At 49.3% G+C, this 18,378-nt stretch carries 15 protein-coding genes; 4 read left to right on the forward strand and 11 right to left on the reverse strand.

The genetic code is table 11. From position 1 onward, the window contains the following. Positions 1-225 precede the first annotated feature (225 nt). The 8 genes from RSX24_RS17640 to RSX24_RS17675 form a co-directional block, all read right to left on the reverse strand. Positions 226-1,740 (reverse strand): malate:quinone oxidoreductase, encoded by a 1,515-nt coding sequence (locus RSX24_RS17640; RefSeq protein ID WP_339275307.1) that lies wholly within the window; start codon positions 1,738-1,740, stop codon positions 226-228. A gap of 255 nt (positions 1,741-1,995) precedes the next feature. Then, on the reverse strand, positions 1,996-2,361 hold the full coding sequence (locus RSX24_RS17645; protein WP_343261338.1) for a dihydroorotate dehydrogenase (quinone): 366 nt from the start codon (positions 2,359-2,361) through the stop codon (positions 1,996-1,998). 101 nt (positions 2,362-2,462) lie between these two features. Then, positions 2,463-3,284 carry a ribonuclease toxin immunity protein CdiI gene (gene cdiI, locus RSX24_RS17650; protein WP_343261339.1) on the reverse strand — a complete coding sequence of 274 codons (822 nt, stop codon included), beginning with the start codon at positions 3,282-3,284 and terminating at the stop codon, positions 2,463-2,465. Positions 3,285-3,660: 376 nt separating this feature from the next. Beyond that, on the reverse strand, positions 3,661-5,388 hold the full coding sequence (locus tag RSX24_RS17655) for a diguanylate cyclase (RefSeq protein ID WP_343261340.1): 1,728 nt from the start codon (positions 5,386-5,388) through the stop codon (positions 3,661-3,663). A 298-nt stretch (positions 5,389-5,686) separates the two neighbouring features. Continuing rightward, complete coding sequence (locus RSX24_RS17660) at positions 5,687-6,469, reverse strand: AAC(3) family N-acetyltransferase (RefSeq protein ID WP_343261341.1); 783 nt, start codon at positions 6,467-6,469, stop codon at positions 5,687-5,689. A gap of 148 nt (positions 6,470-6,617) precedes the next feature. Further along, positions 6,618-8,042, reverse strand: a complete 1,425-nt coding sequence (araA, locus tag RSX24_RS17665; RefSeq protein ID WP_343261342.1) for an L-arabinose isomerase — start codon at positions 8,040-8,042, stop codon at positions 6,618-6,620. 66 nt (positions 8,043-8,108) lie between these two features. Next, positions 8,109-8,804, reverse strand: a complete 696-nt coding sequence (locus RSX24_RS17670) for an L-ribulose-5-phosphate 4-epimerase (protein ID WP_236413539.1) — start codon at positions 8,802-8,804, stop codon at positions 8,109-8,111. Position 8,805: 1 nt separating this feature from the next. Continuing rightward, on the reverse strand, positions 8,806-10,422 hold the full coding sequence (locus tag RSX24_RS17675; protein WP_343261343.1) for a xylulokinase: 1,617 nt from the start codon (positions 10,420-10,422) through the stop codon (positions 8,806-8,808). Positions 10,423-10,861: 439 nt separating this feature from the next. Between RSX24_RS17675 and RSX24_RS17680 the strand changes: the two genes are divergently transcribed. Both RSX24_RS17680 and RSX24_RS17685 read left to right on the forward strand, forming a co-directional pair. After that, on the forward strand, positions 10,862-11,953 hold the full coding sequence (locus RSX24_RS17680; RefSeq protein ID WP_236413541.1) for a GntR family transcriptional regulator: 1,092 nt from the start codon (positions 10,862-10,864) through the stop codon (positions 11,951-11,953). Positions 11,954-11,957: 4 nt separating this feature from the next. Next, a complete protein-coding gene (locus RSX24_RS17685) occupies positions 11,958-12,302 on the forward strand; it encodes a hypothetical protein (RefSeq protein ID WP_343261344.1) in 345 nt (114 codons plus the stop codon). Here the strand turns inward: RSX24_RS17685 and RSX24_RS17690 are convergent. Together RSX24_RS17690 and RSX24_RS17695 are read right to left on the reverse strand one after the other, a co-directional pair. Further along, positions 12,269-13,492, reverse strand: coding sequence for an ATP-binding protein (locus RSX24_RS17690; protein WP_339275320.1), 1,224 nt, complete (start codon positions 13,490-13,492; stop codon positions 12,269-12,271). The genes RSX24_RS17685 and RSX24_RS17690 overlap by 34 nt on opposite strands. A gap of 378 nt (positions 13,493-13,870) precedes the next feature. Further along, positions 13,871-15,484, reverse strand: a complete 1,614-nt coding sequence (locus tag RSX24_RS17695) for a class I adenylate-forming enzyme family protein (protein WP_343261345.1) — start codon at positions 15,482-15,484, stop codon at positions 13,871-13,873. A gap of 477 nt (positions 15,485-15,961) precedes the next feature. Here RSX24_RS17695 and RSX24_RS17700 point away from each other — a divergent pair, with 477 nt between their 5' ends. After that, complete coding sequence (locus RSX24_RS17700; RefSeq protein ID WP_343261346.1) at positions 15,962-16,471, forward strand: sigma-70 family RNA polymerase sigma factor; 510 nt, start codon at positions 15,962-15,964, stop codon at positions 16,469-16,471. Between the two features lie 19 nt (positions 16,472-16,490). Beyond that, positions 16,491-17,912, forward strand: a complete 1,422-nt coding sequence (locus tag RSX24_RS17705; RefSeq protein WP_343261347.1) for a hypothetical protein — start codon at positions 16,491-16,493, stop codon at positions 17,910-17,912. Between the two features lie 83 nt (positions 17,913-17,995). Here the strand turns inward: RSX24_RS17705 and RSX24_RS17710 are convergent, their stop codons facing one another. Further along, positions 17,996-18,349, reverse strand: coding sequence for a winged helix-turn-helix transcriptional regulator (locus RSX24_RS17710; protein WP_339275323.1), 354 nt, complete (start codon positions 18,347-18,349; stop codon positions 17,996-17,998). Positions 18,350-18,378: the final 29 nt, after the last annotated feature.

Below are 18,378 nucleotides of genomic sequence, written 5' to 3' on the forward strand. Positions count from 1 at the left end.
CATATCAAATACCGCCCCATTCGACAAGTAGAAATCTTCCAAATCGCGCCGCTTTTGTCGAATAATCAAGGTTACATTTCGAACGTTCCCATCTCATAGACCAATGGTATGCTGCCAGGGAGGAATTGTTGGGAGATTCGAACCATTAATATAAAAAACAAAGAGCTAAGCGCGGCTTGAAACCGGCTTAGCTCTTTCCTTGTATATGCACTTCAACGACAACGGTTACCCGTTCATCACCGAACTGGAGCCCCTCTTCTCTGCCAGGCCTAGGGCTTTGGCGGTCGAAGCATGAATTCTGTTGAGCAATTCCACGTTCTCCACCAATGACTGGCCGTAGGAAGGGATCATCTCTTTGATCTTAGGCTCCCATGCGCTTATATGCTGCGGGAAGCAGCGCTGAAGGATTTCCAACATGACATGCACAGCAGTGGATGCCCCCGGAGAAGCCCCCAGCAAGGCAGCGATCGAACCATCCGACGCAGTCACTACTTCCGTACCGAATTGAAGCGTGCCTTTGCCGCCTTGAGCGGTATCCTTGATTACCTGCACGCGCTGGCCGGCAACGACCAAATCCCAATCCTCGCTTTTGGCATCCGGTACAAAGTCACGCAATTCTTCCATGCGCTGCTCTTTGGACAGCATCAGCTGCTGGATCAGATACTTCGTCAGCGAAATCTCCTTCACGCCGGCTGCCAGCATGGTCAACAGGTTATGCAGTTTCACCGAGGTGATCAGGTCAGTCATTGAACCGGTCTTCAGGAACTTCGGCGAGAAACCTGCAAACGGTCCGAACAACAACGACTTTTGGTTATCGATGTAGCGGGTGTCCAGATGCGGCACCGACATTGGCGGGGCACCTACCGAGGCTTTGCCATATACCTTGGCATGGTGCTGCTCGACGACCTTCGGGTTTTTGCAAGCCATGAAAATACCGCTTACCGGAAATCCACCGATGTGTTTGCCTTCCGGAATACCCGACTTCTGCAGCAAATGCAAGCTGCCTCCGCCCGCTCCGATAAAGACGAACTTGGCCCTGTGGCGCTCGGTCGCCCCGCTCTTGAGGTTTTTCACCGTCAATTCCCATAAGCCATCGCTCGTACGTTTCATGTTTTTGACGCTATGCTGATAGTGGATACCCACATTGCTTTTCTTCAATTGTTCCATCAGCATACGCGTTAAAGCACCAAAGTTAACGTCCGTACCCGAGTCAATTTTGGTCGCTGCAATCGGCTCGTTTCCGGTACGCCCTTTCATCATCAGAGGAATCCATTGCTTCAGCTTCGCCGGATCGTCCGAAAACTCCATGCCTTTGAACAAAGGATGGTTCGACAAGGCTTCATAACGTCTTTTCAGAAACTGGACGTTCTGCTCGCCATGTACGTAACTCAAGTGGGGAAGCGGCATGATGAAATCCTGCGGATTTCGAATCAGGCGGCTGTTGACGAGATAAGCCCAAAATTGCCGTGAAATCTGGAATTGTTCGTTAACCTTGATGGCTTTGCTTATATCTACGGAACCGTCCGGCCGTTCGACGGTATAATTGAGTTCACATAGCGCAGCATGCCCTGTTCCGGCGTTATTCCATTCGTTGGAGCTTTCTTCTCCCGCAGTGGCGAGCTTTTCAAATACCTTTATCTTCCAGTCGGGTGCCAATTCTTTCAGCAAGGTTCCCAATGTTGCACTCATAATTCCGGCACCAATCAAGATCACATCTGTACTCGTTTGTCCGTGGCTCATTATTAACCGTCCTTATACCCTAAGATTTGCCGAAAGGATGTAAGCGCTGTCGATATGGCATTGAAGCAAGCCGGTCTGTGGAGCTGGCTCACACCTTTTCTGTATAAATAATGCTCTACACATAGTGTATCAATATTATGGATAGAGTTAAATATGTAATTTGAAGATATTTGCTCTAATAGTCAGTATACTCTAATTTGTTCCCCTCCGCTAACCCGCTTATATCCCTGAAAGATTTCTTTTTTCAAGTGAAGCTTACTCATCAGCAATCCATACAGATTCGTTTGATTCCCAGGAGTTGGACAATATATTACAAAGCTCTACAAGTAAGTCCTTGGCCTCCGCATTCAAATGCTCGGTTTTTATTTCTTGTAGCTGTTTTAATACGATTTGTATATTTGGAATCTTCCATGGTTTTTCCCACCAAGGCTCTTCAACATGGTAATAATATGCCAAACCTGTCCACCCGTCTTGCTCCGGCTGTATTCCCCCCATTATTTCGTCAAAATAACCATCCCATATTCTTATTACATACTTATCTCCATTTGAGAGGTGCCTTATAAACTGTATTTCTCCTTCCCCCTCATAACCTTCATAATATTTACTGTTTATTATTTCCATAGTCCTATCTCCTTGTTACGATTGTTACATAAAGAAACCACAATACGGACGGATCGCCCATATTGTGGCTTGGCAAGTTGTTTGGACAAACTTTTGTTCGACTACATACCTAATCTGTTTTTTATTATTTCTAATGAAGCATTAACTTTATTTTTATCTTCTGGGTGCTCTTCAAGATGTCTTGCACTAAAAATCATTAAATAGTTATAAAATTCATCATACTCCATTACCGCCATTACATCTTCGTCATAAGCTGGCGGCTCCCCAATAAAGCATACCTTCTTATCTCCAATGTAGTATTCCTCATCTGACTCATGATAGGATGAAAATTGTAACTCTAGTGGACCTGATCCATACCCATGTCTCTCAACGTCCCCAAAATACTGCAGAGCTCTTAAGAAATCAACAACCCAGAAATAAGATTCAACCAGTTTATCAATTTCGTCTTTTTCTTTAAGTATTCTGTACATTTCTTTTTCTCCATCGATCGCTACGATTGTTTCGTTTATCCAATCTTCGAATAGTTCCGCATGTCCTTTATCCATGACGCCTCGGTGTCTTTTATATTGAACATTTCTCTTGGCCCACACAAGAATTATTCTCATGTATTCTACTGTATCAATAGTACACGTAGGATCTTCCACGCCTTCTTCAGCGAATATGTCTTCAAAAGTAGTGTACTTCGCATCAGAATGGATTAGGTTCACATTGCCACCACCGCCATATGAGGCTACTTTCCCTGTAAACAACTCGAGTAACCCCCTGATCTCTTCCTGAATAGCAGCAAGATCTCCAAAGATATCAGTCCCTAGCGAATTAGTGATCAGATAACCATTTTTTAATGACTTATCCAAACTAAAATCGAGTATCACTTCGTTGAAATGCTCATTATATTCAATACTGTATATATATCTAATATTCATACTCCCCCCAAAACCAAAACTCACCCTTTTAGTGCTTGTATTTTATAAAATAAAAAGTAAAACACGGGTAACTGACGCATCTCTAACTCTCGAATATTGGGCGCAATCTTTAGAATGTATAAGCTGCTGACCCTAATGGTATATCTGAGCGCTTTATTGATTCACCTAGACGTATGCCTCCTATTTTTTTGTCAGTTGGTGAGCTAGTGAGATGGGTAAGGCTCCTGAGACCGTCCCGTCTTGTCACAAGCATATTCTGATACAACGAAAAATACAGGCCAATTCTTTGACGAATGGCCTGTAAATAACAAAATAATGCTTTCATCACAGCGGCTTTATCACCATAGGCCACAGTCCCGTCGGCAGCCTTCACTTCTCAAGAGACTTCCGTCTCAGACGAACCATCTCCCGCTGCAATCCATTTCAACTCCGCAAATTCAACTCGATTTCGTCCGTTATGCTTGGCTTGGTACAAGGCTTTGTCCACGGCGGCGAACAATTGAACCAAAAATCCTTCCGGACTGTCAAGCACTTGAACGGTTTGGAAATCCTCCACCGATAAAATTCCCATACTCACTGTTATGGAAACCGGTTCCTCGTCCTCCCCCAGTGCCATAGGATTTCTTTCCACCGATAATCTCACGCGTTCCGCGACCTGTTTGGCCAAATTGCTACCTGCATGCGGAAGATAGATCATAAATTCCTCCCCGCCGTACCGGGCCAGAATATCGGTGCTGCGGATGGACTGTTTGACGATGAGCGCCATGCGATGGAGAACTTCGTCGCCGATGACGTGCCCGTGCTTATCATTAATCCCTTTGAAGAAATCAATATCAAAGAGAATCATTGAAAACGGGATTCTGTACTGCATGTTAGTGATCACTTCATGCGTCAACTGCTGGGTCAAGTAACGGCGATTATAACTGTCCGTCAAACTGTCCGTAACGACCAGTTCTTCCAGCTTCTGATTAGCTTTGGACAACTCGCTGCTAATGCGGTCCAATGAATGGTTTCGTTCTTGAAGCACTATGTTCTGTCGATTCAATTCTTCAACGAGATAACGCTCCTGCGAAACATCCTGAAACGTAAGGATATGTCCGATAGGGACAAGGCGCGAATCAACGATTGGCGAGGATTGCAAAATAAACCGGCGAACAAAGTCCCTCTCCACGATGATTTCGATTTGGGACAAAATGTTTTCTTTTCGTTTGTAATGTTCCGCAAACTCGCGGACCTTGCCCTCCGCCCGCACGGATTCCAAAAACGCATCCAAATCAAACGTATCGCCCACGTTCATATCCATGAATGACCGCAGTGCCTTGTTGACTTCAACAATGGTTTCGTTCTCGTCCAATACAAGAATTCCATGGGGAATGGTGTTAATGACATCCTCGTGCGCAATGGAGACGAGATCAAACACGTTGTATTTTTTAATGACATAGACAAAGAACAGCCCGGACAGAAAGATTCCCAAGGAGGTCAGTCCCGGAATAATCGGCAACCATGGTCTGAATACGACGTTAAGCAAGGCATCCAAACCGGCAAATGCAGCCAGCACGAAGAGACCCCACAATGTGAACACGACCTGCTTCTTGATCGCAGGCAGCGTCCGGGAAGAACGAAGCGCTCCGAACAAGACGGAGAGGGATGCCAGAAAGTAGCTCACGAGAATTGCAAGGATCACCCAAAACCATGGGCCGTAGGAACGTTCTGCATATCCGCCGCCCAGCGGCGTCACGAACCAGTTCCACGGATTCAGCACGACGCCTATAGCTCCAATGACCGCAGGGACGAACAAAAAGACGGTTTTCCTTTTCCTATTCCTTAATCGATCTGTTTCGCCTGTCAGGAAATAGGTTAGCAACAACCACCCGCTTCCGAGGAGCGATACGGCAACAAAGGAAAGCGTCACGTAAAACCATTGCAAGCTGAGATTGCCCGTCAGGTCAATGGCAAACTGGCAGAACGGCCAGATCATCATCAAACCGTGAAAAAGAAAGTACACCTTATGTAAGTTCGTAATTCTAACGGTAACAAAAACATAGACATATAACGCAAACAAGAGGACGAATAGAAAGAGATCATACCACGCTGATGGGCTCACAAATCTTCTCCTTTGTCGATTCAACAACTACGATATCATGGAACAGTATACTCCTTGAATCTGAAATGAACCTTTAATAAGACTTCAATAGCCTTCAGAAAGGATTGCCTCACAGTTGTTATTGGTTAATTAAACCACATCTTATCACACCGCAAAGAGACTGAGTAGCCCACACAATGGCAGTCCAGCCAACCTCTGAGCATTTCTGAAATCAATTCCGTGAAGTTTTGACGACTTTTGAACGTTTCAAACCAGGCTTGGCACACCCGGAGGAAATTCCGCGATTCATGGTCCTCCGTTACCGCGTATGGTCGTACAAATCGTCTTTCAGCGGTTCATTATCCGAGAACAGATCGGGATTTTCCCGCAGCATCCCTGTGATCACCTCTGCTACTTTTGCAGCATTACAAACCCTCACCACCGCATCGCCAAGTTTCCCTTTGTACATCGCCCCTTCTCGCTCCAGCACCTCGTCCACCTTCCAAAAGTGCTCTGACCAGGACAATCCGCAATGTCTGCGTGAAGGTACCTGTATCTTCGTTCCATCGGGCAGAACGGTGCATAACGGTTCATGTCCGTCCGTCAACCGACCTGGGATGTCCACCCACTCCTCAACGCCATGGATAAACGTATTCCGTTTCAGATCTACGCCCACCAAAATAATGGTCGCTTGCCGATCCAGCAGTTTGCCCCATGCCGAACCTCTCGCACAAGGCGTGTCGAACAGATGATCATCTTTCGTAAACGCTTCTGCATCCCGACCGAGAGCGGCTACCGAGTGCGTCGGATGCCATGAACGAACCACGCCAGGGCGTTTGCGGAAAAGCTCTGGCAAAATGCCGACGCAGCATGGCGATGATTCCACGTGGAACATTGGGTTACTCGCATTGATCGTGGACCACGTATGCGTGGGCAAAACGAGCAGTCCCTCTTTCATGTATTCGGTTAACGCATCAAGTACCGTGTCGGCTCCGCCCTCGACTTCACCTATGCTTTTCATGGAAGAATGCATGAGCAACGTGCCCTTGCCGTCGATGCCGAGCTGTTGGAGCTGCTGAAGCAAGCTTGCTTGGGTATGCATAACTATCAATACCTCCTTTTAAGTATTATAAAAGAAAACCGTTGACCGTTGTACAATGGAAGGATAAATTATCCAACCACATAAGAAAGGGCCGGAGGGTTGCCTCCGGCCGCTTCATAAGAAATCGTATGCGTGAATGATGGCCAAATTACTTAATGACCACGTACTCCAAATTAACCAGTTTGGCATAGGTCACGATTTGATCTGTCGTCAAATTCAGGGATACCACGGTATGATGACCGCCGCCATTTTCGATCCAGGCTTTGACCCCATCCTGGAAGTTCGGCTTCACGTTCCAAAGTACGCGGGCCACCGGCAGTTTTGGAGCCGGAACCGTCGGTTCGAAGGCAGAGACTTCGTTAATCAACAATTTGTAGTGTGTCCCGAAGTCAGCCATGGAAACAACTACGCCTTCGCCGGCTTTACCGTCAAATACGAGACGTGCCGGATCTTCGCGATCGCCAATCCCAAGTGGGGACACGATGATTTTTGGCTTGTTGCTCGCCAGCGTCGGATCAACTTCAAGCATGTGGGATTGCAGAATCGCTTCCTGACCTGCTGCCATCTCGTAGGTGTAGTCTTCCATGAAACCGGTGTTTTCGTTATGAGCCATCACTTTCAGCAAACGGTCAAGCGCAGCCGTTTTCCAGTCGCCTTCGCCGGCGAATCCGTAGCCTTGGGCCATCAAACGTTGAACGGCCAGACCCGGTAGCTGCTTCATGCCGTGCAGATCTTCGAAGTTTGTCGTGAAAGCGGTGTATCCGCCATCATCCAAGAAACGTTTGATCGCGATCTCGTAGCTCGCTTGCACGCGCACGCTGGCTTCCCAATCTTCTTTACTGTACGTGCCGTAGTCGAATTCATACAGCTCTGCATACTCGCTCATCAGATCGTCGATCTCTTGCTCGGTCACAGCATTCACGTACTGCACGAGGTCGCCGATGCCGAAGTAGTCCACGGTCCAGCCGAACTGGATTTGGGCCTCCACTTTGTCGCCTTCCGTAACGCCCACGTTGCGCATGTTGTCGCCGAAACGAGCCACTTTAATGTTGAAGCTTTCGTTATAAGCAACGGCTACGTCCATCCAATCCGCGACTTGCTTCTGCACTTCAGGACGCTCCCAGTAGCCAACGACGATTTTGTTTTGTTTTTTCAGGCGGGCATTGATGAACCCATACTCGCGGTCGCCATGCGCCGCCTGGTTCAAGTTCATGAAGTCCATGTCGATCGTCGCCCAAGGGATGCTCTCATTGAATTGGGTTGCCAGATGGAGCAGCGGCTTTTGCAGCAATTTCGTGCCGCGGATCCACATTTTCGCCGGGGAGAACGTATGCATCCACGTGATTACGCCCGCCACCTCGTCGCGATAGTTGACTTCCTTCATGATGCTTGTGATTTTGTCCGCGCTGACGGCCAGATCCTGCAATACGAGCGGGTATGGCAGAACGCCGCTTGCGTTCAGGGCATCCGCGATTTTTTGCGCGTTCGCTTTAACCTCGCCCAGCGCTTCTTCCCCATACAGATGCTGCGAACCTACGACGAACCAAAATTCTTTAGCTGCTGTTGCTGTCATATCGATCATCCTCTTTTCCATGGTTTATGTTTTTCAAGCATTGTTCCGCTTGTGCTGATGTCCGATTTATTTCTGCCCGTAATAGGCGTCTTTGCCGTGTTTGCGCAAATAGTGTTTATCCAGGATGCCTTGCGGCAGCTCCTTCGCAAAGTTGTTCAATTGACGGGCGTACAGATTCATTTTGCACACTTCCTCCAGCACGACACTGTTCACGACCGCCGACTTGGCATCTTTGCCCCAAGTAAACGGTGCATGGCCATGAAGCAGTACCGCCGGGATCGCCATAACGTCCAAACCGCGTTGTTCGAACGTTTCAATGATGACGCGGCCGGTTTCGGCTTCGTACCCGCGGTCGATTTCCTCCTGGTTCAAAAAGCGTGCGCAAGGCACGGGGCCATAGAACGTGTCTGCATGCGTCGTACCCATCACCGGCACGTCCAGTCCGGCTTGCGCCCAGATCGTCGCCCATGTGGAGTGGGTGTGCACGATACCGCCGATCTCCGAGTAATGCTTATACAATACGGCATGCGTCGCCGTATCGGAGGAAGGTCTCATCTCGCCTTCCACCACGTTGCCGTCGAGATCGACAACGACCATGTCGCTTGGTTTCATTTTGTCATAGCTGACGCCGCTCGGTTTGATGACGAACAGACCGCTTTCCCGGTCGATCGCGCTGACATTGCCCCAAGTGAATTTGACAAGGCCGTGCTTCGGCAATTCCAGATTCGCCTCGTAGACTTCCTGCTTCAGTTGTTCCAACATGTTAGTCCCTCCCGTTCTCTACCAGATGGTCGACAGCGGCCTGCTCGATGGCCAATCCCTTCCGGTAGCGCTCGATAAATGCTTCGAATCCTTTGACGTCGGATGCATCCGGCGCAACTTCCTCTCCAGCAACATCGCTGAACACTTTCTGCTCAAGGAAGACATCCAGGCTCTCTTCTTGATCCTTGTTGATCAGGTAGGAAGCCAGGAGCGCCATGCCCCATGCTCCGCCTTCGCCTGCGGTGGACATGACCGATACCGGCACGTTCATGGCCGCAGCCACGATGCGTTGTCCGACGACAGGCGTTTTAAACAGCCCGCCATGGGCCAAAATGCTATCAATGGCCACATTCTCGTTCTTCGTCAAAATGTCCATCCCGATCTTCAGCGCGCCAAAGGCGGTAAAGAGGTGCGTGCGCATAAAGTTCGCCAGGTTGAAGCGGCTTTCGGGCGAACGGACGAACAACGGACGGCCTTTGTCGATGCCCGTGATGTTCTCGCCGGAATAGTACCCGTAACTCAACAAACCGCCGCCATCCGGCTCTGCTTCAAGCGCCTTGTTGAACAGGACGCTGAACAGCTTGCCGGTATCGGCTTCGAATCCCATCGCTTCCGAAAATTCGCGGAACAAGCCGATCCATGCGTTGATGTCGCTCGAGCAGTTGTTGGCATGCACCATGCCCACAGGGCTGCCGTCCGGCGTCGTGACCATATCGATCTCGGGATATACTTTGGACAGCTCCTTCTCCAATACGATCATCGCAAATACGGACGTGCCGACCGAGATGTTACCCGTGCGCTTTCTCACGCTGTTCGTCGCAACCATGCCGGTTCCGGCATCGCCTTCCGGAGGACAGAGCGGAATGCCTGCCTGCAAATCGCCCGATGGATCGAGCAGCTTGGCGCCCTCCTCGGTCAAGTCGCCTGCACGTTCTCCGGCGAGATAAACTTTGGGAAGCAGATCCTCGACCTTCCATGGATATCCTTTGGCAGCAATCAGCTCGCTGAATTGCTTGATCATGGATGGATGATAGTCATGCGAGGCCTCGTCGATCGGGAAAATCCCCGAAGCATCGCCGATGCCGATCGCTTTGCTGCCCGTTAACAGCCAGTGGATGTATCCGGCAAGCGTGGTCAGGAAATCAATGCGAGGCACATGTTCTTCCCCGTTCAGGATGGCTTGGTACAAGTGGGCAATGCTCCAGCGTTCTGGAATGTTGAACTGGAACAGCTCGGTCAACTCTTTCGCTGCGGCGCCGGTCGTGGCGTTCCGCCATGTCCGGAACGGCACCAGCAGCTCGCCTTTGTTATCGAACGCCATATATCCGTGCATCATGGCGGAAAATCCGATGGAACCTACGGTCCGCAGGGTCACTCCATACTTTTGCTCGACCTCTTGCTTCATTTCGCGATAGGCCGTCTGCATGCCGGCGATGATATCTTCCTGGCTGTATGTCCAATATCCGTCTTTCAGGAGATTCTCCCATTCGTAGCTTCCGGACGCGACGGTTTCAAAACGCTCGTTGATCAACACGGCCTTGATCCGCGTAGATCCAAATTCGATCCCAAGCGAAGTCGCTCCCTTGGCAATCGCTTCTTTCATGTCCACATGACTCATGATCACGGTTGTCCCCTCTCTGATCGCAAGTTTTAAATCCGAAGGATGGCATCGCTAAAAAGCGCAAAAAATATATTGAATTCATGAATTCGTATCGAAAATAAGCGGCCTTTTACTCGAAGAACTTTTTCGTCCCCTTCAAGAAGGCGCTTTCTCCAACTGACAGCCTTAGTATATTTTTTGTACGTACATTTGTCAATAAAATATAATAGTTATACCTACATAGTCCGTGAAAATTGCCGCAATAGTGGACTATTCTTACATTTACCAGGCTATACTGTTAAGTACACATCCCTGTTTCACCCGAAAATTGTACGGTTCATTTCGAAAATGTGTACCTTTCGTTCCCATCCCGCCGCAATCATGATAAAATATGTACGTACAACTATTTCGATAACGACTTTTTATATATGAAACGACAATGAAAGAAGTGGATGACGTGAAGCCAAAGTATCAAATCATCATCGATGACATCAAAAGCGATATCCTCGCCGGGACATACAACGTGGGAGAACAAATCCCGACCGAGTCGGCGTTGCAGGAGAGCTATAACGTAAGCCGCCAGACCGTACGGAAAGCCATTTTGGAGCTGTCGAACGAAGGTTTTCTGCGAAGCGAAAAGGGCTCGGGGACCTATGTAAGCAACCAATACAGGCTGCGGTCCGGCGGCCACGCCTCGAAAAGAACGATCGGTGTCATCACGACTTATATCTCGGATTACATCTTTCCTTCCATCATCCGCGGCATTGAAAGCCGATTGAATGAAGACAACTATTCGCTGCTGCTTGCCAGCACCAACAATGATGTCGCCCAGGAGAAAAAGGCGCTTGAAATGATGCTGTCCTACGGCGTGGACGGTCTCATTGTCGAGCCTACCAAGAGCAATTTATACAACCCTAATATCGCGTACTATCTTTCTTTTAAAGAACAGGACGTGCCGTTTACGATGATTAATGCCTATTATGAGGAGCTGGAGGTGCCCTTCTTCTGTCTGGATGACGTGCAGTCCAGCTATCTCGCCACGCGGGAACTGATCGCCAAGGGCCACGCCCAGATCGGCATTATCGCGAAAATGGACGATTTGCAGGGGAAATACCGGATGAAGGGATATATCAAGGCCCTGGGAGAAGCCAAATTGCGTTTTCATCCCGAGCAGGTGCTTTCGTTCGATACCGCATCCAAACCGGATCTATCGACCAGCCTGGAAACATACTTAAGCGAAAACAGGGACGTTCTGACTGCCATTGTCTGTTACAACGACGAAGTGGGGCTGGAGGTGGTTCATACTTGCCGCAAACTTGGCATTTCGATCCCTGACGAGCTTTCCATCATCGGCCAGGACAACTCGTATATCGCCAAAAACGCCAACATCAAGCTCACGACGCTGACCCATCCCCAAGAGCAGATGGGACGCGACGCCGCAGACTGGATCATCAAAACACTGCAAGGCAAGAAAGACTTGGCCGCCCATACCTATTATCAGCCTGTGCTGGTCGAAGGGGAAACCGTTAAGGAAATCGAAGTGGAGTAACGCAGTGGCAAACGCCAAGGCGGATGAGTGGCAGAAAGCATGCATGATTGGTTGCGATCTGCAAGGGTGTTATCCCGCACTGCATGATACATTGGGATTCAGAGGGAGGGAAGCGGAATGGCATGGTTTGGACGGCAGCATCGACAAGCTCGTTCAGTCCACCGGACAGTTTGGCGAAACGGCAACCGAGCTTTGTCTGGTCAATGCCATTTGCGATTACCGTGAAGTGGAAGGCGAACATACCTTTCCGTATATGCTGTTCGCCCACAAAACCGACAATGACGGAGATCTCTGGGAGATCTCCTTTTTGGTTGGTTATGGGCGGCTCCCCTTTGCTGCAGGAAATTGAATCGTAACCGTGGTGCCACGCCCTTTCGCACTGTTATAGCGAATCTTTCCATCATATTTTTCCACGATGTTAAAACAGATCATCAATCCCAAGCCGGTTCCGCTGCTTTTCAACGAATAATAGGGCGTGCCCAGCGACCTTACCTCATCTTCGGACATTCCACTTCCTTCATCCATGACTTTAATCTCAATAAATTCATGCTCTCTCTTTGCCATCACCGCAACCGATTGTCCTGCATCGGAAGCTTCCAACGCATTTTTGATCACATTCATGAGCAGCTGCTTGAATTCGATTTCGTTGATGAAAATCAAGCAATCTTCCTCCGCTTGGATACGGAGGTGTTTGTCGGACAGCATCGCGTAGGAGCCGATCAGCCCCTCAACGCTCTCCACGACATCCTTTACATTTACCTCCTCCGGACGCTGGTCTACACTGGGCTTCGACAAGGTCAGAAATTGGGAAGTAATATGTTCCACCGTATTCAGTTCATCGATCATCAATTGAAATTTGTTCTTGGTTGACTCGGAGAATGAAGGGTCCTCTTTAAAAAACTGCAAGAACCCCCGGACTACCGTAACCGGGTTGCGAATTTCATGGGCAACGGCGGCCGTCAAATGCGCGACCATTTTCAGCCGCTCGGATTGTTGCAATTGTTCGTAATAGTGCTGCTGTTTCCGCATCCTCACGAAGGAGAGATGAAAGATCAGGAACATTAATAGTTGAATCGCCACGATGTTGATCAGATTGCCCACCACGTCCTGGTGCAAGTAGGCATAGGCATTGCGCTGATCCACCAAAAGGATGTACGAGAACGTGAAGGCGATTAAAATGCCGTTGACCGTGAACGAGAAATAGAACAGCTTGGAATCAAAAAACAGGATCGATAATGCGGGAAAGAGAGAAATGAAAATATACGTGGTCCACGTCTCCGGATACATAAAGAACAGGGTGTAGAAATAAGCAAACCCCGCCAGAATGATCACTTTTCGAAAAAAATGGGTCTCGCGCCTGGGATACATCCATAAACATGCCGATATTCCTGCTACGCACAACAAATGGATGATGTATCCGAGGTTAATCTCCTCCAGCTCGGTCGTAGACAGAATCAATCCGCCGAACATCAGCACGATGACGACAGACATGATGATATAATATGTTTTGCGGTTCACTTGACTGTAAAATTCCTTCATGAATTCACCACTTAACCCTTTTATTGATGTCCTTCCTTTGCAATGAATGAAAAGATCATCCATATAGCCCAGTTTCATCTTTGGTTGTGTACAATATAACAAGCTTTTTATTATTATGTAATTTTAATTTTTCCACAGCTGGGCAGGAAATACAGGGAGTTGCCATGAACCTCTTTATTATTACGAGTTGTCAGGAGGTTGTTACGTGCAAAAGGCATGGGGTTCAGTGTTATTTGAGCAAATATTCGGGGAAAACGTGAATCGGGAGGCCGGTCCATCCAAACTTGTGGAATTTGCCGAAACGATGCTGGCAAAAAATAAAGCGGGAGTTGGCAAACGCATAGCGTATTGGTTTGCACCCCCGCTTCAAACTATGTTTCAATGCAGGTCCACCTTCGAGGAAAATGAAGTTGGTTCTATTTCGGGCGTGGATATCGACCGGGAAATCAGCTCGCGAAGCCGTTTTTTGTCTACCTTGTCAACGATCGTTCGAGGCAACGTATCCAGAATGATCAGATGTGCCGGCCACTTGTGGCGAGCAAGGCTTTTTTCGCAGAACGCATGCAATTGTTCCAGACTCAAGCTGTCCCTCTTTTTCTGCAATACTACGCAAGCGACGAGAGCCTCTCCCTCCAGAGGAAGCGGGATTCCCACCACTGCCACATCAGCCACTTGGGGGTGAGCTAAAATCGCCTGCTCCACTTCGGCGCTGTATACATTGGAGCCGCCAACGATCACCATATCCTTCAGCCGATCCAACACATAGAGATACCCTCCCTCATCCACATAGCCAAGATCGCCGGTACGGAGCCAGCCGTCGATCATCGCTTCACGGGTGGCCTCCGGCTGACGCCAATATCCGATCATCGTCTGCGCGCCTCGAACGACGATTTCGCCGGGTTCATTCACTTGCGCCTCCCGCCCATGCTCGTTCACGATGCGTACTTCGAAAGCCTGCTCGCCTTGAAGTCCCAAATCTGCAGGACGTCCTACCGATTGAAGCCGGATCGGATCATGCAGATGTTGAGCGGGAAACAGCCTGCTGATCGACATGCCGCATTCGGCCTGCGAGTAGTTGTTGACCATCAAGGCGCCAGGAAACTTCGCAACCGAATCCCGCAGCGTTTCCGGTGCGATTATAGATCCCCCGCAGCCGATCACCTTCAGGCTTCGCCTATCTCGATCGGTCGCGGAGACCTCACGATTGAGGTCACGGAGCAGTTGTCCCACCGTGCTTAGATGTGTAATCTGGTCGCGTTCCACCGCTTCCAGGATGCGGTGTACATTTGCCGGATATTCATCCAAAAAGATAAGACATCCTCCTGCAGCCATAGTGGCCCATATCTGAAACTGGCCCACCAAATGCGAAATGTTGAGTACCAGCACGCGACGGCCAATGTCATATCCGAAACCGGCAGAAGGCGTGACCTGGTTCCAGGCAGCGATGCCGCGATGCGAATGCATGACCCCTTTCGGTCTGCCCGTCGTTCCCCCCGTATAGACCAATACGGCCACGTCGTCCTCACTTCGTCCGCAAGTGCTAACGGACGACGTTTCGATGCTGCTTTCGTTAAGGGAGTCCGCGAAAACAGCGACTGCTCCCTCCTCCGCGGTAATGAAGCGGGGCGGATTCGCCAGCAACGCTGCCGCCGATTTCGCAGCATCGGCATAGCGGCGATCGTGAATGACGATCTTTGGTTCGGCGTCCTTCAGAATGGCCGCAAGCTCTGGAGCCGTCAGTAAAGGGGATGGTACCAATGGGACGGCACCAATCCCTACAGCGGCATATAAGGCAATGACCAATTGAGGATCAGGGGTGCCCAACAAAGCGATGCGATCACCAGGCCGCACCCCCTCTGCATAGAGGACTTGGCCTACTTGTTCTGCATTTTGGTGAACTTCCCTATAATTCATAACTTTACCGTGCCTTAAAAGCGCTGGTTCCTCAGGGTATAGACTGGCTGCCAATGGCAGGCGTTCCGACAGAAGCATAGTACGGCCCTCCACGTATGGGATTGAATAACCGGATCAGGAAACTCGGTATTGCTCGAACATACCACACATAAGGAGTTTATAGGCATATATTGTTTTGATCGAATTGATTAGTAATTGAAATAAATGGTTTGGAATCCTATCTAGCACAGTGCTGAATAGCAGTCACGAGTGGAATTAGGTCCCTTCCCCTACGCTTTGTCCACTCCAAACCGTCATTTTACCCGCCATTTAATTGGACCAATTTTACATAAAGGTGAGCGATTTTCATGCAAACATATACTTCCATCGGCAGATAAGCCTCTGTTGGCCCGTCCAGCCACAGCAACCCATTCACCGTGAGGTGGGTCGTCCAGAGAAATACATTTTTTGAAAAGTTCATCGTTTTCCCGTGCTGACACGTCTTGCATATGAACAAAATTTCAACGGGTTTCTGCCGCATACCGGAACAAAAAAGACAGAAGGGGGCGGTGAGGGTTGGAAAACACGGGAAATCAATACGTAGAAGATACGCCATTTTCGATCATGGATGAAGATGTTTTTTTCGAACGCTTAACCCGAGAACAGCACAAGTTGTATTCCGTCGCCTACAGCTACATGCGGAACGAAGCGGATGCGCTGGAGATCGTACAGGAAGTGGCCTGCCGGGCATGGATGAAACGAAAGAAGCTCAAAAACGAACAGTCGTTTACGCCATGGCTGATCCGAATCACGACGAATTGCTGTATGGACGAGCTTCGACGCCAAAAGCGGGTTTCCCCGACGGATACGATACATGAGGAGGCCACCCAGGAAATGAAGCATAACGACCAGATCGATTTGGAGCGGGCCTTCGTGAAATTAAAGCCTAAGCACCGTCACGTCGTGATGCTGAAGTACTACCAGGACATGACGACCGCACAGATCGCCAAAGTGCTCCAAAGGCCCGAAGGCACGATCAAAAGCTGGCTCCGGGAAGGGCTGAAGCAGCTTCGAAAATATCTGTAGAGACAGGAGGCGTGTCCATATGTCGGAAAAAGAACAGCGCATGCTGGCGCAAGATTCCAGGGACGTACATAGAAAGGCACAGATTGCGGAGATCAAACTATCGACGGCGATCCGCAAAGGAATAGCGGAAGGCAAGAGACGCGAAATGAAACGACGCAGGGTTGCATACGGAGCCGGGGTCATTGCAGCCGCTGCGGCAGCCTTGTTCTTCACGACTTCACCGCTGGGGGCTCCCTCGAGTGAAAAAACGTATGAAGTGGTCCAAACCACAACTACGCAGCAGCCGATCGATGTCGAGCTGTTCCGGCCGATGGCCAAACAGGATCAAGGCATTGCAGCCGCGCTGGATCAGGGGCTTGTAAAGCCGATCAACCAAAGTGTGGAGAAAGACGGATTCCGCATCGATGTTGCGGGTGCGTTTACGGATGGACGTAAATCGTACATCATGTACAGCGCGCAAAACAATACCGATCATACAGCCTATCCCCTGATCGATTCGCTGGCCTTCGGCGGCGTCGAAGCCTCCTCCTTTAAAGCACAATCCATGCACGCCACGAGCAGCAGCGAGCTCCTTCCCGGCGAAACGGGTTACTACGTGTACACGGCCAACCTGGAACCTGCTGCTTCCTACAAGGAAGGTGCCACGATCGGCTTGAAAATTTGGGATGCCGTAAGCAGCGAATACCGGAGCCGTTTGAAGTTCACGATCCCGCTTGAACCTGACCTGCTTGAGGAAAAGGATCGAATTTATCACCCAAGGAGCACACTGGTCGTGGATGGGCAAAAAATAAACGTGAGCCAGGTTCAATTCACTCCACTGAATACGTATGTCGATCTCGAATATGACGCAAGCAATGACCATCAAATTTTCAAGCTGCTGAACCCTGTCCTGGTCGGCGAAAAGGGGGAGGAACGGGAGAAGGTATATTACCCGGACACCATGTTTTCGGACGACTCCAAGGTCACGCTTGTATTCAGAAGCAACTCATTCGATCACATGGACGGCGTTTCATTGAAGGTATCCGGCATTGCCGCGCTGCCTAAAGAAGAGATGCACATCGCCATCGACCTGGGTCAAAAACGGATCGTTGCGGCGCCGGACCAATACGTTCAAATCATCGAACCCGAAGAACCGGCGGCAGATGGAGAGATTTTGCTGTATTTTAAACGTGAAAAAGCGATGGCTGCCCAAAGCTTCGGCATGTCGCTTGAGCATAACTTCACGGATGCGGAAGGTAACAAGCACGATATGCTATCACCGGAAACCATCAAGCAAGGCGGGCATTCCGTGTCCACTACAGCCGATAGTTCCATTGAAGACTACTATGCCGTAAATTTTGGAAAAGAGGCTTTGGATTATCCGCAACCTTTAACGATTGCGATCGATCAATACTGGAATCCGATCATGGATTCGCAGTCTGTTGAACTGATTTCGAACTAAGAAAACATGTAACACAACAGAAAGGCATGATGGGGGGATTAATCTCTCATTCATGCCTTTTTCGGGTGCGCCGATAAGCGGCTTCATTCCGATTTCTTTTCTAAAGGATCGTTTTTATATAACTTGCTCATATGTTCAAGATGAGTGGCGCCCCAATCATTTAATGCCTGCAACACGGAGCTTAAACCTCTGCCGTACTCGGAAATGGAATACTCCACCTTCGGAGGAATCTGATTGTACACCTCGCGATGCACGATATCGTTGTATTCCAGCTCTCTTAATTGCTGAGTGAGCATTTTTTTGTTGATATCCGGTATCGCCTTTTGCAGTTCGCTAAACCGCATGGTGCCTTTCGAAATAAGCTGCAGCAAAATGACCGGTTTCCACTTTCCCACCAAAATGTTCAATGCCGATTCGAATTTACAATATTCTTCCATGGAACGCTTCACCCCTTATGTTTCATAAG

Origin of the sequence: Paenibacillus hubeiensis (assembly GCF_032334105.1) — a bacterium.
GTDB classification, from domain to species: Bacteria; Bacillota; Bacilli; order Paenibacillales; family Paenibacillaceae; genus Paenibacillus; species Paenibacillus hubeiensis.

Coding starts and splice junctions, on each gene's coding strand:
- RSX24_RS17710 (WP_339275323.1), bottom strand. CDS start 18,349: ATGGAAGAATATTGTAAATTCGAATCGGCATTGAACATTTTGGTGGGA.
- RSX24_RS17705 (WP_343261347.1), top strand. CDS start 16,491: ATGTCGGAAAAAGAACAGCGCATGCTGGCGCAAGATTCCAGGGACGTA.
- RSX24_RS17645 (WP_343261338.1), bottom strand. CDS start 2,361: ATGGAAATAATAAACAGTAAATATTATGAAGGTTATGAGGGGGAAGGA.
- RSX24_RS17670 (WP_236413539.1), bottom strand. CDS start 8,804: ATGTTGGAACAACTGAAGCAGGAAGTCTACGAGGCGAATCTGGAATTG.
- RSX24_RS17690 (WP_339275320.1), bottom strand. CDS start 13,492: ATGAAGGAATTTTACAGTCAAGTGAACCGCAAAACATATTATATCATC.
- RSX24_RS17640 (WP_339275307.1), bottom strand. CDS start 1,740: ATGAGCCACGGACAAACGAGTACAGATGTGATCTTGATTGGTGCCGGA.
- araA (WP_343261342.1), bottom strand. CDS start 8,042: ATGACAGCAACAGCAGCTAAAGAATTTTGGTTCGTCGTAGGTTCGCAG.
- RSX24_RS17660 (WP_343261341.1), bottom strand. CDS start 6,469: ATGCATACCCAAGCAAGCTTGCTTCAGCAGCTCCAACAGCTCGGCATC.
- RSX24_RS17695 (WP_343261345.1), bottom strand. CDS start 15,484: ATGCTTCTGTCGGAACGCCTGCCATTGGCAGCCAGTCTATACCCTGAG.
- cdiI (WP_343261339.1), bottom strand. CDS start 3,284: ATGAATATTAGATATATATACAGTATTGAATATAATGAGCATTTCAAC.
- RSX24_RS17675 (WP_343261343.1), bottom strand. CDS start 10,422: ATGAGTCATGTGGACATGAAAGAAGCGATTGCCAAGGGAGCGACTTCG.